Genomic DNA, 15,251 nt, shown 5'->3' with positions numbered 1-15,251 from the left:
AGCTGATTCACTTTAAAACCGATACGAGTGCTATTTATTTTATTACAATCGTATCGATTCTATTTAGAACTGCCTATATTTAAATGATTGAAGTGATCTTAACTTTTATCATAACGCTGCTTAATGCTTTCAGCCGATACCCCGCGCCAATAGTCAAAACGCAGATGCCACATCAACCGTATTGTCCGCCATGTGCCATGCCGCTGCCATCGTCGCGGCGAAGTGCTTACTTTGTGCTTTAAGCAAAGCGGTTTTGCGATACTTTTAAGGTGTTTGCACAGCTCAATATCCTCCATCAACGGCTGATTAGGGTAACCACCGATCTGTTCAAATAGAGACTTTTTTACAAAAATTGCTTGATCACCAGTAGCAATACCTGTCACTCTTGAGCGCCCATTCATCATCTGACTGACTAGCCATAGCATCGGGTCATCGCTGTCTAACCGAACATCGAAACGACCCCACTCTGCTTTTGATGCGGATTGGACAATCTCATAGATAGCAGTTTTTGGTAGTTGCGTATCGGCATGCAAGAATAATAATATATCGCCAGTCGCCAACACTGCGCCCGCATTCATCTGGGTAGCTCGACCAGCAGTCGACTCGATAACTTGCCCGCTAATGGTTGACTGTTTACTGTTAGACACGGTATCCATCAGCGCCTGAGCAACTCCCATTGAGCCGTCTGCCGAGCCACCATCTACTAATAATATTTGCGTTGGTAACGGGGTTAGGCTGGCAATATTTTCAAACAAACGAGGTAGGTTATCTGCCTCATTAAGTATGGGAATAATGATCGAAATAGTAGAAATAACCTTCATCTTAAATAACGCTATCTTTTTCTTCTAAGGAGCCACCACAACTGCTACCTTGGCCCGCTGTACAACCATAGCAATGATCACCGATAGCGATATCGTCACCACTAGGATGCTGAGTCAGTAAGTCTCGTAAATGACGGCGCGACTTATTGGGCACTGGCATCTCTAGTTGCTGATTAAAATCGCAATCGAACAATTCACCCAACCAATTGACACTTATCGTCTCACGGCACATCACCTCTTTTAAATTCTCAGCCTCATAGCTCGCTTTGAGCAAATCCATGTACGGATGAAACTCATTTTTGGCTAATAGTACCGCACCAAAACGCTGAATGGGCATATTAGTTAATGCAAACAATTGATTGAACTCAATATCGAAATGTTGTTTTAGCTCGTGCTTATAATCTGCTTCTAATTGCTGCTGATCAGGTGGTAACGTAGCGCCTTGTGGGTTATAGACGAGGTTTAGAGTGAGATTTGAGCCAGACTTACCATAACCCAGCGCATTGAGCTTATGTAGCCCTAAAATACTGTCATCAAAGGCACCTTTGCCGCGCTGCTTATCCACGTTTTTGAGCGAATAACACGGCAAAGAAGCAATAATTTCTACTTGGTTATCTGCTAAGAACTGGGCCAAACCCTCAAACCCATCTTCCATTAAAATCGTTAAATTGCAGCGATCGATCACTTTGACACCTAATGCCCGCGCCGCTTTAACCAAATACTTAAAATCTTCGTGCATCTCAGGTGCGCCGCCAGTCAAATCCAGCGTATGAATACCTTGTGCCTGTAGCACTTTTGGTATCAGCTCAACCAATTCACGCGACATCATCTCTGTGCGATAAGGGCTAGCCGCCACGTGACAATGCACGCAGGACATATTACATAAGTAGCCCATATTAACTTGTAATACCGTCAATTCGCGACGTTTGATCGCAGGAAAATCGGTGAACTCGAGTAATTCAATGGTAGATTTCATAAAAGTATAGAACCCAGTTGGTTTAAGAGCCAATTTTTATAGTACGTCTTAAAAGATAAGAAGGATGACTTTATACCTGCTGTCTTATTAATATATAACCATATTAAAGTTTATCTAATCAATAATATTTGATTATATCGCTTTTATTTGGCATTGATAAAGCGCTTATCAATGTATCGTTTGAGAGTCCAAACCCATCGACCTTGTAAACTATACTTACCCCAACTGCCGATGGCGTACTTATCGCCGCAAGAGAGTAAATATAACGTACGCTTTTTTGGTTGATAGCTTTGCAGGGGCTCATCTGCCAAATATGCCAATAGATTATCAGCTTCTACAATACCGCCAAACACGGCATGCACGCCAGAGTGCGCCATATCTTGATCAACACGCGTACATACATCGCCAACGGCAAATACGTTAGGGTGCGAGGTACTCTGCTGCACACGATTGACCGCTATAAACCCATTGTCTATGGTTGCAATATCGGTATGCGCTGTCCATGCTGATCCTGTGACACCAGTAGCAGCAATGACAGCATCAACTGGCAAAGACGTCTGTGATGATTGCTGTGAAGAATGCTCAAACGAGGAAGTTGATGATGAGTCTGACAGCAGCAACCGCCCTTCAGCAAAGCCGATGGCTCTTGCAAAAACGACTTCAATATCATGGCGTTTAAGCTGACCAATGACACGCTTTCTAAAACGATTATCAAATCCAGACAATAAATGCTCACCGCAGACCAAATAGGCTTGGTGACTGGGGTGAATCTGCTGCAATATAACCTGCGCTGCCATCACTAATTCCATCGCCGCAGCGCCAGCACCAACGATAGCCAGTCGGTAATGGGTTGTTTGCTTTGCCGCCGCAATGATTTGTTGCCACTGCCGCGCAAAGTAATGTAACGGCCTGATAGCAATAACACCTTTTGTATCGGAGGTCTGTTTATAAATATTCTCTTTATCAGTGCTTTCTTTATCAATGCCCTCTTTATCAGCGATTTCTTTGTCAAAACGATGACGCTTGTTGGTCTCTAACCAGTCTAGATTGGTGTCAGCGCCCGTATTTAAGGACAGCACGTCATAATCATAGTTATAATAACAACCATAGCCAGCACCGCATGGTTTGTTGCCACTGGTGATGACTGTGCGAGAAGTAGCATCCACTTTCACTATCGGACGTTGAACAAAGCGCACACCTGCTCGCAAACAAAGCGACTTTACATCAATACAGATATCATCGAGTTGATAATGTCCCGCCATCCAACCAGGCAACATACCTGAATAAATCGTCTGTGGCTGCTCTGTTATCAAAGTAACATCAGTATTGATAAATATTGCATCGTCTGCGCGCTCATTACTAAGGCGGCGTAACAAGCCAATATGAGCATGCCCCGCTCCTGCTAATAACAGTTTTTTCATAGCTGGTTTTTCATAGCTGGTTTTTCATAGCTGGGTTATCCATTCCTATAAGCCTATTATTTGAGCATTAGGTAACGATTTTGTTATAGAGCCGCTTACACAAAGCAGACAACTACACAAATACGTTTGACCGTATAGGGCTTTGCCGTTAAATTGGTCATAATATCTATTTGAATATATAAATTTATTAAATGATCTTTGAGGATAGCACGATGACGATAAGCACAATAATCAAGCCAACTTTACTAAGCCTTGGACTAGCGAGCATTATGGGCTGCGCCACTTCACCAACTGCCACCTCAGCCACAGTCAATCAACCAACCTCACAAACCGGCGATTCCTCAGCGACAGTTTATTACAATGGCAATATCATCACCATGGAGGGTGATAATCCACAAATGGCAGAAGCATTGGTCACTCAAGCGGGTAAAATCGCTTACGTTGGTACTCTAGATACTGCTCAATCAAAATATAACAACGCCGCACAAGTCAATTTGAACGACAAGACATTGCTACCAGGCTTTATCGATCCGCACAGCCATTTTGATATGGTGTCGAATACCATGGGACAAGTCAATTTAAACCCGCCTCCCGTTGGCAAAGTCGATAGCATCGATAAAATGCTAGCCGCACTAAAAGCCTATAAAAAAGACAATAATATCGCTGATGGCGAGTGGATATACGGTTGGGGTTATGACGAAAGCCAATTAACAGAACAGCACCATCCAACCAAGGGTGAAATCGATAAAGCCTTGCCTAATAACCCTGTTTACCTACAGCATACCAGTGGCCATATGGGCGTGGCGAACAGTAAAGGCCTAGCAGCAATGGAGGTCACTGCCGACAGTAAAAACCCAGAGGGCGGTAATATTGCACGCGTCAAAGGCTCTAGCGAACTCAATGGTCTGGTACAAGAAACCGCCATGTATCCTTTTGTGCGCCATATGCTCGAGGTATTAGAGCCCAATCAAGCCAAATTCTTTGAAAAAACGCAAGATTATTATGCCGAAAATGGTTTAACAACTGCTCATAATGGCTCCACAGCACGTAACACTATTGAGTTTTTCCAAAAGCAAGCCGATGCAGGTAAGCTTAAAATAGATTTGGTCGCGCTTGCGGGCGTCAGTGATTTAGATGAAAACTTAGCCGATAAAGATTTTGTGTGGAAGACCTATCAAAACGGCTTTAAAGTGCAAGGCACTAAAATCGTTGCCGATGGCTCGCCGCAAGGTAAAACCGCTTATTTTAGTCAACCTTATATTACCCCAGTGCCAGACTGTGAAAAGGACTGCCGCGGTCTACCTAGTGTCAGCCAAGATGCGCTCAATGAGATGTTTGTCAAAGCTTACGCCCGCGACAATCAATTATTTATTCATAATAACGGCGATGGCGCGACCGATATGATTATCAAAGCGCACGAATACGCGGTGAAGAAAACCGGTCAAGCCGCTGATAAGGATCGCCGCACTGTGCCTATCCATGCCCAATTTGCGCGTCCCGATCAGCTACAAGCTTTCAAAAAATATAATATGATGCCTTCGTTCTTTACCAATCATACGTATTTTTGGGGTGACGTCCATGTCGAAAATTTAGGCGAAAAACGCGCTAACTTCTCAAGCCCGATAGCCACTGCTGATAAAATGGGCCTGAAATACACCAATCATTCTGATGATACGGTGACGCCAGTTGACCCTTTATTTACCGTTTGGTCAGCGGTCAATCGTACGTCGCGTTCTGGCAAAATCATTGGTAAAGACCAACGTGCCAGCCCCTATCAAGCGTTAAAAGCCATTACCACCAACGCCGCTTATGAGTATTATGAAGAGGACAGCAAAGGCACCTTAACCCAAGGTAAATTGGCTGACTTGGTGATATTAGACGCCAATCCATTGACCATAGCACCGAATAAGCTAAAGGATATTAACGTGGTAACGACCATCAAAGAAGGCAAAACGATTTATCAGCGTCCAGCAAAATAAATAACGGACTCTATGTAGAGTCATATGACAGATAAATTATAAACTCTATAGTCGAATTCACCTGAGTTCGACTATAGTTGTCTTTAATGTTAGTTGTCTTTAATCTTTTTGAAATGGTTTTTTCAAAACCGTTTTTTCGCACTTTTTTATAAAAATCAACATTATCACTAATATTACTAGGAATCGCTTATGAGCACTGCTGAACAAATCACCTCATCTGACAATACCCATTATCTACATCATACTTTTTTTGAACCAAGTGACAATGAAACAGCTATTACGGCTACCTTACTCATCGTACATGGTATGGCGGAGCACAGCGGCCGCTATGCAGACTTTGCGCAGTTTTTAGCTGATAATGGTATCGCCGTAGCCACTTATGATCAGCTGGGTCATGGAAAGACCATTAAATCAGAAGATGACTTTGGATTTTTTGGCGAAGAGCATCCGGTACAGTCGTTATTAAAAGACGTCATCGTGATGGCAGACAGTTTAAAGGAGCGCCATCCAAATGTGCCGCATTTTGTGATGGGCCATTCTATGGGCTCGTTTATTGTACGCAACGTACTCAAACACCATGCACGCAACTTTACAGGTGCCATCCTAATGGGTACGGCAGACGCCAATCCATTGACCAAAGTATTGCTGCCCGTTAATAAACTATTGGCAAAAGCTGCGCCTAAAAAGCCAAATGCTTTATTTGCTAATGTGATGAATAAAGTACTTAACAGCAAACTTGATAATCGTATTTCTTCCTCACCGTTTGCTTGGATTAATGAAAACCCTGCTGCTATCGAAGCCTATGAAGCCGATCCATTGACCGGTTTTGATTTTACCAATAACGGCTTTATGACCTTGTTCACTCTAATGGAAGCGGGGTTGAATAAAAACTGGGCGACGACGATTGCTAAAGACTTTCCAATGTTATTGCTCAGTGGCGAAAATGACCCCATTGGTGATATGGGCCGTGGCATTCGCAAAATTGCCAGCCGTTTAGACAAACAACATTTTAATCAAGTATCTGTACAGCTCTACCCTCATATGCGCCATGAACCGCTGCATGAAAAAAACAACAAGGTAGTTTATCAAGATATCTTAGAGTGGCTTGATAGTAATACCTCTGACCATTAACACCTGCACTGATGTTCGTACTGAACTTGTTTGCTAAAAACCGCTAAATTAGCGACAATAATACGGCAGGCCATTTTTTAGTTTAGACGATATCAGTTAATTAATTATAATATTTATATTTACTTACCTCTCATTTATTTATTTTTTTCATCAATTTTAGGAGGTTTTATGTCATTACAACAAATCATCGAACAAGCCTTTGAAAGCCGCAATGAATATAGCCCCTCTACCATGCCGCCAGATATTCGTGATGCCATCGAGCAAGTGCTTGAGCAACTCGATAACGGTCGCTTACGTGTTGCGGAAAAAAAGGATGGCGAATGGGTCGTCAACCAGTGGGCAAAAAAAGCGGTATTACTATCGTTCCGTTTAAACGACAATTACGTACAAGCAGCTGGCGAACACCTGCAATTTTATGACAAAGTACCGACTAAGTTTGCTGACTGGACTGAAGCGCAATTTAAAGAAGCCGGCGTACGTGTTGTACCACCAGCTGTGGCTCGTAAAGGCTCATACATTGCAGCAGGCGCAGTATTGATGCCGTCGTATGTCAATATCGGTGCTTATATTGATCAAGGTGCCATGGTAGATACGTGGGCAACGGTTGGTTCGTGCGCTCAAATCGGTAAAAACGTCCATTTATCAGGTGGTGTTGGTATCGGCGGTGTTTTAGAGCCGCTACAAGCCAACCCGACGATTATCGAAGACAACTGCTTCATCGGCGCGCGCTCTGAAATCGTTGAAGGCGTTATCGTCGAAGAAGGTGCAGTCATCTCCATGGGTGTCTATATCGGCCAATCAACCCGTATTTATGACCGCGAAACAGGCGAAATTCATCGCGGCCGTGTACCAGCTGGTTCAGTCGTCGTTCCTGGTACTTTACCTTCAAAAGATGGCACCCATAGCTTGTATGCTGCTATTATTGTGAAAAAAGTTGATGCGCAAACGCGTGCGAAAACTGCAGTTAATGAGCTACTACGTTTAGACTAAACACTTCATAGTGACGCGAGGGCGTGTCTTCATTTTGAAAACATTGGGGACGCCCCCTAATCATGGTAAGAAAATAAGATGCTGGGGTTTATTCCAGCGTCTTTTTTGTCGCTTAATAGCAGCTTAATAACAGACATTACGTTATAATTCACTTTTTTATTTTCGCATCTTTTCGTATCGCTTAGCCTTCGCGCTATTCATACCATCACACTGTCTTTTATTTGATATATGCTTGTTCGCATTATCAATCTTCTAACTGTATTTGAAATATTATGAGTGAGTTATCTTTACGCAGCGCGGCCATTCCTGTCACTGACCCTGAAGCAGGGTTACGTTTGACTGAGATCTTTTATTCCCTACAAGGCGAAGCGCTTACCTCAGGCTTGCCGACGATATTTGTGCGCTTGACTGGTTGTCCGCTACGCTGTGTCTACTGCGATACTGAATATGCTTTTAGCGGTGGCGAGCGGCAGTCGCTTGAGACCATCATGGCAACCATCGCAAGTTTTCCCTGTAAGCGCATCTGCCTCACAGGTGGCGAACCTTTAGCACAGCCAAATGCTATCGAGTTGATGAAGCGTCTACTAAACGATGGTTATGAGATTTCGCTTGAAACGGCAGGCGCGCTCACGGTCGAAAACGTACCGACAGCGGTCAGTAAAGTCATGGATCTTAAAACCCCAAGCTCAGGTGAAGCCGATAAAAATCTTTGGTCGAATTTGGATTATTTGACTCAACATGACCAAATTAAATTTGTCATTATGAACCGCGAAGATTATGACTGGTCGAAGACAAAACTGATTGAGCATAATCTCAATGAATTGGTCGGTACAGTTTGGTTTTCACCGATGTTCAATGTCGCGGACGATATCGATGCAGATGCTAGTAAAGAGATGAGCATCTCCGATGTACCCGTACTGGCGCGTGAACTGGCTGAATGGATACTGGCCGATGCCCTACCGGTACGTTTTCAGTTGCAACTGCACAAAATCATTTGGGCGGATGCCAAGGGTAAATAAACAATCAAAACTCTAAAATAAAAAAATCAGATAGTCTGCACCAACCATTTGAAAAAACGAAACAAACAAATCGCAAGCTGACGGTAAGGACACAGGGATGGTCAAATTAATTTTATTGGGCTTATTGGCGGGCGCATTTTTTAGCTCCACCTTTATTTTAAATGAGCTCATGAGTGACGCCGGTGGTCATTGGTTTTGGTCAGCGAGCCTGCGCTACATTTTTATGTGGCTCATCATTACCGTCATTATCACCATGCAGCATGGCTTTGGTCGTATCAAAGAGTTGACGACTATTTTTCGGCAACACTGGGGCTTTTGGTGTGTCACCGGCAGTATCGGTTTTGGGGTATTTTATACCGGAATTTGTTATGCTGGTGACCATGTTGCAGGCTGGGTAGTCGCCGCGACCTTTATGTTTACCGTGGTTACCAGTTTATTGGTATTACTGGCATTTGGGCAACGCTTCGACAAAAAGTTCATTATTTATGCTTTTCTAGTCTTTATTGGGGTGGTATTGGTCAACCTCAGCGAGGGTTTACGTGCTTCTGCTCTAGCTGATGCCAATACTGTACCAATGAGAGATATGATACTATATGGTGCACTGCCTGCGCTGGTTGCTGCTTTTAGTTATCCAATCGGTAATCAGCTGGTTTGGCAAGTGTCTCACAACTCCCGTAAGCATAGCGCCGAGCAACAACAGGCGAGAGAAAATGCGGCTCATAAAAATGCTGCTCATAAAAACAGTATCGACGATCATAGCCAACCGCTCATATCAGAAGCTTACGATTTACCTGCCGCCAGCTATGATACAGCTAACACCAATGCTAACGACGTTAACAGTGAAACCAATGCAGCTATAGCTGAGCCGACATCCGCCTTACAAAACCTCATCGCTCGCATTCCTGCTATCGAAACCACACTACTGCAAAATGCCTTTAATAAAGTATGGCTCATGACCCTCGGTAGTTTGCCATTTTGGCTTATTTTAGGCGTGATAGTGCGCCCTGAGCAACCCGATACTGCCCAAATCTTTAACACCTTGCTAGTGGCTATACTGGCAGGGGTGGCAGCGACGAGTATATTCTTATATGCGCGTGAAAAAGCGGTTACTTCTAGTGAGGTGGCTGGGGTCGACTCTACCCAAGCCAGTGAGGTGATATTTGCGTTAATCGGTGGCATATTATTGCTTAATAATGCCGTACCTTCTGCCTTGGGATTGGTCGGTATCGGGCTGATTATGCTCGGGCTGATATTATTTGCGAAAGATGGTTGAGGCTAGCAGATAGCAATGATGAACAATTTTATCTTTCCTGATATTTTGCTATATCTCTTAGATATGGTTGGCGTCATTGCTTGCGCTATCGCCGGCACTTTGCTGGCGCAGCACAAAGGCTTTGATATTGCAGGCTGTATCTTGGTATCAATGGTCAACGCCATTGGTGGCGGTACACTACGTGACATGGCACTTGATCGCCATCCGCTATTTTGGATGACCGATCTCAACTATATTATCGTGATTACTGTCACCTCGCTTGTTTTACAGATATTCTTTCATCTGTACCATAAGATTGATAATGCGCTCAAACTCTTTGATGCCATTGGACTTGCGGCTTTCAGTGTTATTGGATTTAACGTCGCGCTGGCACAAGATATGTCACCAGTCATTGCTATGATGATGGCCGTTTGGACTGCCATTATTGGTGGGTTACTACGTGATATCATCTGCAATGAAATACCTTTATTGCTCCAGCGTGAGATTTATATTACCGCCAGTATTGTAGGATCGTTGACTTACCTAGTGCTCGATCACTGGGGTGTTGATACTGTTATTAATGAATTTATAATGCTGTTTGTCATTTTTACCGTGCGCATGTTGGCACTCAAATTTGACTGGCATCTTCCCTCCATACGCTTAGTGGATTAACAGGTGCCTAACCTCTTAGCTGCCTGAGCACATTTTCTATGTGAATCTTTATGATCAGTTTTATTAGCGTCGATGTTATTAGCGTCAGTGTCTATGCCTGGCTAAATGCCTGTTGTGTGACTTTATTTGGCCAATCTTTTGACATGTTATTCGCCTCACCTTTAAACGTTATGGCCTCCTCTAGCGTTGCTGTCTCTGTGAGTCCAGCTGTTGATACTGTGGTGCAGAGTCCACTCGTTCTAACGCCCGAGTTTGTGACGCGATTTGAGCCAACCTCGTTTATGTTTTGGCTTGAGATGTTTGGTATTTTTGCCTGTAGTGTCTCAGGAACCATTTTAGCCAAACATAAGAACTTTGATGTGTTTGGCTGTATTTTAGTGGCAATGATTGCCGCTATCAGTGGCCCTACCGCGCGTGATATTATTCTTGATCGCTATCCACTATTTTGGATGGTGAATATGAACTACTTACTTATTATTACGATCACTTCAGTTGGCTTTCAGATGTTTTGTAATCCAAAAGCACGACATGTGGACGGCTTATTAAAGCTGTTTGATGGCTTGGCGCTGGCTATTTTCACCTTAATCGGCATCCAAGTCGCACAAGAAATGGGCGCAAATATTCCTGTTTGTATCCTACTTGGGGTGTTGAATATTTTGTTTGGAACAGTCATTCGTGACATGCTATGTAATGAGATTCCATTGGTATTGCAGCGCGAGATTTATGTGACCGCAGCGATTCTTGGCGGGATATTATATTTTGTCATGGAAGGTATGGGTTTTACGCCTTGGATAAAAGAATCCGTGACGATGATTACTATTTTCGTCATCCGCATGTTAGCAGTACGCTATGATTGGCATTTTCCAGATATTAGTTTGATGAAGAAAAATCATATTTAAGATCGAATGTAAGCGTGCATTTTTATATTGAATTGGTACTACAATCGATAGTAAACACAACGTGTAAAATCAAAAAAAAGGGCGTCAATCATCAAGATTAACGCCCTTTTAAATCAATAATCATGAGCAATACTTTTAGGTCTCAGTAATAACCGCCAAATCCTTAACCATTAATTGCAGACTTTGTTTGCCATTCCATTCATTAATATCTAACTCAAATAGAATATGTACGTTTTCGGCGCGATAGTCCCAAGCGTTGCTATCAAAATTAAATTGAATGGCCTCAATCGGATACTGGACCTCAGGATAACGCAGCGACAGCTTAAGGTGCTTGTCTTTTAATACCTTAAAGCTTAGCACTTCAAATACGCCATCAAATATCGGTGGCGCAAAGCCATGACCCCAGATACTGGCATCGGCTAAATGCTCAGCGAACCATAAGCTAAAGTCACTCGCTTGTAATGGTCCATCGGTAAATTTTTGCTCAGCAAACACTTCATCATCCATTTGTGCCATGACTTCGTTAAATGCTGACACAAAACCCTCAAAGTTACGGCGTTTAATAGTCAAGCCAGCTGCCATGGCATGACCACCGAAATGGCTGATTAAATCAGGGTGCTGTTCGGCAACTTGTTCAATCGCATCACGAATATGCACCCCAGCGATAGAGCGAGCTGAGCCTTTAATCGCATCGTCGTCACCAGTACGCTCTGTATCTGCTGGGGCAAAGACGATACTCGGCAGATAATGGCTTTCTTTTAAACGTCCTGCGACGATACCGATAACGCCTTGATGCCAATCATCTTGATATAAAACGATACTACGATTGCGATCGTCAATTATCTTTTTTTCAGGCTTATTCTGGACAATAAGCTCACTACTTTCATCACTATCACTATCACTATCACTATCTGTATTAGTAGTAGCTAACGCCTGCACAATACTATCCGCTTGCGCTAGCATTTCGCCTTCTACGTGGCGACGAGTACGATTAAGCTGCTCAAGCTCTTGTGCCAGTCGTTGTGCGGTTGGCCAATCATCCGTTAATAAACACTCGATACCTATACGCATGTTATCCATACGCCCAGCGGCATTGATACGCGGTCCTAAGACAAAACCAAAGTCTTGCGCATGTAACTGCTTGGGGTCGCGTCCTGCCTGCTCAAGTAACGCTAATATTCCTAGCGAGCAGCGCCCTTGACGAATAGCTGCCAGTCCATGATGTACGAGAATACGATTGTTTTTATCGAGTACACCCACATCAGCAATCGTACCAAGTGCCACCAAATCCAAATACTGGCTGACTTGGACGGTAGACTTGCTTGCTTCACGGCGTAATTTTGCCAATCGACCGAGGACATAAAACGCTACTCCAACCCCTACTAAAGCCTTACTAGTAAAGTGGCAACCAAGCTGATTGGGATTGACCACAGCTTCAGCAGGTGGCGTTTCTTTAGTCGTGAGGTGATGGTCTGTAATAATGACGGTGATACCATCGGCTTGCGCGCGTGCCACACCTTCATGGCTTGAAATGCCATTGTCTACCGTGACAATCAAGTCAGGTCGATAGGTTTCGATACCCAATTCGACGATTTCTGGCGTCAAACCATAACCATATTTAAAGCGGTCAGGCACCAAGAAATCGACCACCGCGCCCATCGCTGTCAGTGCACGCATCATCAGCGCCGTACTGGTCGCCCCATCACAATCGAAGTCACCAACGATAAGAATACGTTGCCCTTCATCAATAGCAACGTCCAATAAAGGCACCGCTTCAGTGACACCCTGTAGCATCTCTGCCGGCAATAAACCGGACAGCTGAGTTTCAAGCTCATCAGGCTGCACGATTCCTCGACCCGCATATAGGCGAGCAAGGGTTAAGGATTGGGCGGCAAGCGGTTGCAACGCGGCGGGCAACTCGTCGATGCGAGTGCTGGTATAACGGGAGGTTAATTTTAGCATGCCAGTATTCTACTGACTTTGGTAAGCGGTCACAATGGTAATTTTTAATACTGCCGTATAAGGTTATCGATTGCTTACGGGCTCAGCATGACATAATTTATATTCAGGCGGGCTATTTACAAAAACGGTGCATAGCGACTGTATTTTTCTGCATTTTGCTACAAAGCAATGATTGTATGCCGCTTATAAATCCATAAAATAGATAACAACTGAGATATTCGCTATCTATTGGCCTATTTATATTTGAGACGTTATATCGTTTTTAATAAATTTGTTAACTTATAAGGAAACTTTATGAAAACCACGCCAGTCGCTGAAAAACTACCCAACACTATTGATCCTAATCTAGACCTCGAAAAAGTCAAAAAAGAATGTCTGGATCTGGTTAAAAAGCGCGCCAAGCTCTCAGCTGGTGTTGCTATCGTTCCTGTGCCATTTTTCGATGTGGCCGTTGATGCCGGTATGCTAACCATGCTGTTACCTGAAATCAGTGAACGCTTTGGGCTGTTGAAAGATCGTCAAGGCGCTGTTGATTTAGAGTCACGTGAAGTACATTGGGGTGCGCTAAAAGACCGTACTGTTGATTTTGCCGGTTTAATGGCGACACGTGGTATCGTTAAAAAAACGGTTCAAGGATTCGGTGGTCGTATCGCGGCCAAGCAGGTCACTAAATTTATTCCACTTGGCGGGCAATTGGTCGCGGCAACTATGGGTTATATGATTTTTAAGAAAATCGCCACTGACCATATCAACGAATGCTATAAACTGGCCAAAGACATTCAAACCAAACAGCATGGTAAAAATGTTTAAAACCATTCAATATTAGATAATGCCATTTATTCGAGACAGTCGTTTATTACTAGCCAGCTAAACATATTTGTCTTAGCTGGTTTTTTATGTTTACTGATACAGTCTGAGCCAATCATGGTTAATGGTGTCATTGATAGGCTTTACTGATAATATACCACTTGTTTGGCAAAAACATCTTTCGACTAGAGCCTGTCCTCATTTTGAAAATAGTGATAAAAATGAGATAAATAATAGCCAAACATAAACTTCAAAAATAAATAAAGACGTTAAAGGACTAACTTATGAAAAAACGCTTGGCTTCAACCATAATGCTTGCCACTTTTGCTTTAGCTGGATGCACAACCACTGGCGGTATGAATAATAATGCAGACAATGCGATAGGTACTGCAAATGAGATTGGCATGAATGTTTTTAAATCTGCCATCGACAATCAGTGCCGTAGCCAAATTGAAAAACAAAATGCTTGGCGTGTTGCGAGCGTGGCGATGACTGAAACGCAACAAGAGACTGTGAAGAGCAATGTTTGTGGCTGCGTTAGTGAGCAAGCGCCGCAGCAAGTCACTATCGTTGAACTGGGCAATGCCGCAATAGATGCACAATATCGCACACAGCTGGTCACCAGAGTCGTCGCCAAATCCCTACAAAGCTGCTATGCAAGTTTCGCTAAATAAAGCAGTCGGGGTAAAAAATTAGGCTCATTAAGTGGCGCTTAGGTTTGATTGAATTTAATATAGTTGTAAAATAAAAAAAGAAGGGTGCGTTATATATAACGCACCCTTCTTTATTATTGATTTCTTGCAGTATTTTCTACAATCGCATTAATCTAAACTGGTTTACAGTTTATTTGTAGTATGCGGCTTGGACATTAAAGATGCGGTAGGCGCTAACGTCTTATTATGGCGAAAGTACGTTGATTTACCATCAAGTATTTTACTTACCTCTTTGACTAAATCATGAATAATATCATCATAAACGCCATGATATAGCTCAGTTTCGAACGCCGTAAATGGATGCTTACGCGATGCTGAGCTGACCTCTGTCACCCCTTGCTTGGTATAAAAAATATCAACTCGACCATCGCTATTGAGTACACAATTTAATAGACCGCCTTCTAGCTCCATCTCTACACGCTCAGGCATAAAAATGTAGTCATCCACATTGATGAGCTTTTTTTCTACTTCTCGTTTAAAAAATGATTTGATATCAAACATAACTATAGTCACAACCTTAAAATTATAAAATACGTTAGCATGCCTGACTCTACGACCATTACTCAGCCTTGTTTACCTACTTAATAGAGCCTACTTTATTAGCTTATC

At 43.2% G+C, this 15,251-nt stretch carries 14 protein-coding genes; 9 read left to right on the top strand and 5 right to left on the bottom strand.

Features of this window, described 5'->3' with window-relative positions; all coding sequences use genetic code 11:
* Positions 1-98: 98 nt before the first annotated feature.
* From ACT3TU_RS07285 to ACT3TU_RS07275, 3 genes are all read right to left on the bottom strand, one after another.
* Positions 99-821: a TIGR04283 family arsenosugar biosynthesis glycosyltransferase gene (locus ACT3TU_RS07285; RefSeq protein ID WP_192522608.1), complete on the bottom strand. Its 723-nt coding sequence runs from the start codon at positions 819-821 to the stop codon at positions 99-101.
* Position 822: 1 nt separating this feature from the next.
* A complete protein-coding gene (arsS, locus tag ACT3TU_RS07280; RefSeq protein WP_192522609.1) occupies positions 823-1,797 on the bottom strand; it encodes an arsenosugar biosynthesis radical SAM (seleno)protein ArsS in 975 nt (324 codons plus the stop codon).
* A gap of 143 nt (positions 1,798-1,940) precedes the next feature.
* Positions 1,941-3,218 carry an FAD-dependent oxidoreductase gene (locus tag ACT3TU_RS07275; protein WP_444784200.1) on the bottom strand — a complete coding sequence of 426 codons (1,278 nt, stop codon included), beginning with the start codon at positions 3,216-3,218 and terminating at the stop codon, positions 1,941-1,943.
* 212 nt (positions 3,219-3,430) lie between these two features.
* Between ACT3TU_RS07275 and ACT3TU_RS07270 the strand changes: the two genes are divergently transcribed.
* The 7 genes from ACT3TU_RS07270 to ACT3TU_RS07240 all read left to right on the top strand — a co-directional run bounded on the left by ACT3TU_RS07270 (position 3,431) and on the right by ACT3TU_RS07240 (position 11,160).
* On the top strand, positions 3,431-5,197 hold the full coding sequence (locus ACT3TU_RS07270; protein WP_444784199.1) for an amidohydrolase: 1,767 nt from the start codon (positions 3,431-3,433) through the stop codon (positions 5,195-5,197).
* Positions 5,198-5,386: 189 nt separating this feature from the next.
* Positions 5,387-6,328, top strand: coding sequence for an alpha/beta hydrolase (locus ACT3TU_RS07265; protein ID WP_192522612.1), 942 nt, complete (start codon positions 5,387-5,389; stop codon positions 6,326-6,328).
* Positions 6,329-6,496: 168 nt separating this feature from the next.
* Positions 6,497-7,318, top strand: a complete 822-nt coding sequence (dapD, locus tag ACT3TU_RS07260) for a 2,3,4,5-tetrahydropyridine-2,6-dicarboxylate N-succinyltransferase (RefSeq protein ID WP_192522613.1) — start codon at positions 6,497-6,499, stop codon at positions 7,316-7,318.
* A gap of 272 nt (positions 7,319-7,590) precedes the next feature.
* A complete protein-coding gene (gene queE, locus ACT3TU_RS07255; protein WP_192522614.1) occupies positions 7,591-8,337 on the top strand; it encodes a 7-carboxy-7-deazaguanine synthase QueE in 747 nt (248 codons plus the stop codon).
* A gap of 97 nt (positions 8,338-8,434) precedes the next feature.
* The gene (locus tag ACT3TU_RS07250; RefSeq protein ID WP_192522615.1) at positions 8,435-9,610 is read left to right on the top strand and encodes a multidrug resistance efflux transporter family protein; all 1,176 of its coding nucleotides are present in this window, start codon (positions 8,435-8,437) and stop codon (positions 9,608-9,610) included.
* 15 nt (positions 9,611-9,625) lie between these two features.
* A complete protein-coding gene (locus ACT3TU_RS07245) occupies positions 9,626-10,261 on the top strand; it encodes a trimeric intracellular cation channel family protein (RefSeq protein WP_192522616.1) in 636 nt (211 codons plus the stop codon).
* Between the two features lie 50 nt (positions 10,262-10,311).
* Complete coding sequence (locus ACT3TU_RS07240) at positions 10,312-11,160, top strand: trimeric intracellular cation channel family protein (protein WP_225736883.1); 849 nt, start codon at positions 10,312-10,314, stop codon at positions 11,158-11,160.
* 135 nt (positions 11,161-11,295) lie between these two features.
* Here ACT3TU_RS07240 and recJ read toward each other — a convergent pair whose 3' ends face one another.
* A complete protein-coding gene (gene recJ / locus ACT3TU_RS07235; protein WP_444784198.1) occupies positions 11,296-13,122 on the bottom strand; it encodes a single-stranded-DNA-specific exonuclease RecJ in 1,827 nt (608 codons plus the stop codon).
* Positions 13,123-13,416: 294 nt separating this feature from the next.
* Here recJ and ACT3TU_RS07230 point away from each other — a divergent pair, with 294 nt between their 5' ends.
* Positions 13,417-13,932, top strand: a complete 516-nt coding sequence (locus ACT3TU_RS07230; RefSeq protein WP_444784197.1) for a hypothetical protein — start codon at positions 13,417-13,419, stop codon at positions 13,930-13,932.
* Positions 13,933-14,213: 281 nt separating this feature from the next.
* Complete coding sequence (locus ACT3TU_RS07225; RefSeq protein WP_444784196.1) at positions 14,214-14,603, top strand: hypothetical protein; 390 nt, start codon at positions 14,214-14,216, stop codon at positions 14,601-14,603.
* Between the two features lie 162 nt (positions 14,604-14,765).
* On the opposite strand, the gene ACT3TU_RS07220 is transcribed toward ACT3TU_RS07225, so the two are convergent.
* Entirely contained in the window at positions 14,766-15,143 is a 378-nt protein-coding gene (locus tag ACT3TU_RS07220; protein WP_192522620.1) for a hypothetical protein, read from the bottom strand.
* Between the last annotated feature and the right edge of the window lie 108 nt (positions 15,144-15,251).

Origin of the sequence: Psychrobacter sp. AOP3-A1-26 (genome assembly GCF_052378235.1) — a bacterium.
Taxonomy (GTDB): domain Bacteria; phylum Pseudomonadota; class Gammaproteobacteria; order Pseudomonadales; family Moraxellaceae; genus Psychrobacter.
The sequence above is the reverse complement of the archived record's forward strand: the minus strand, read 5'-3'. Positions and strand labels throughout refer to the sequence as shown.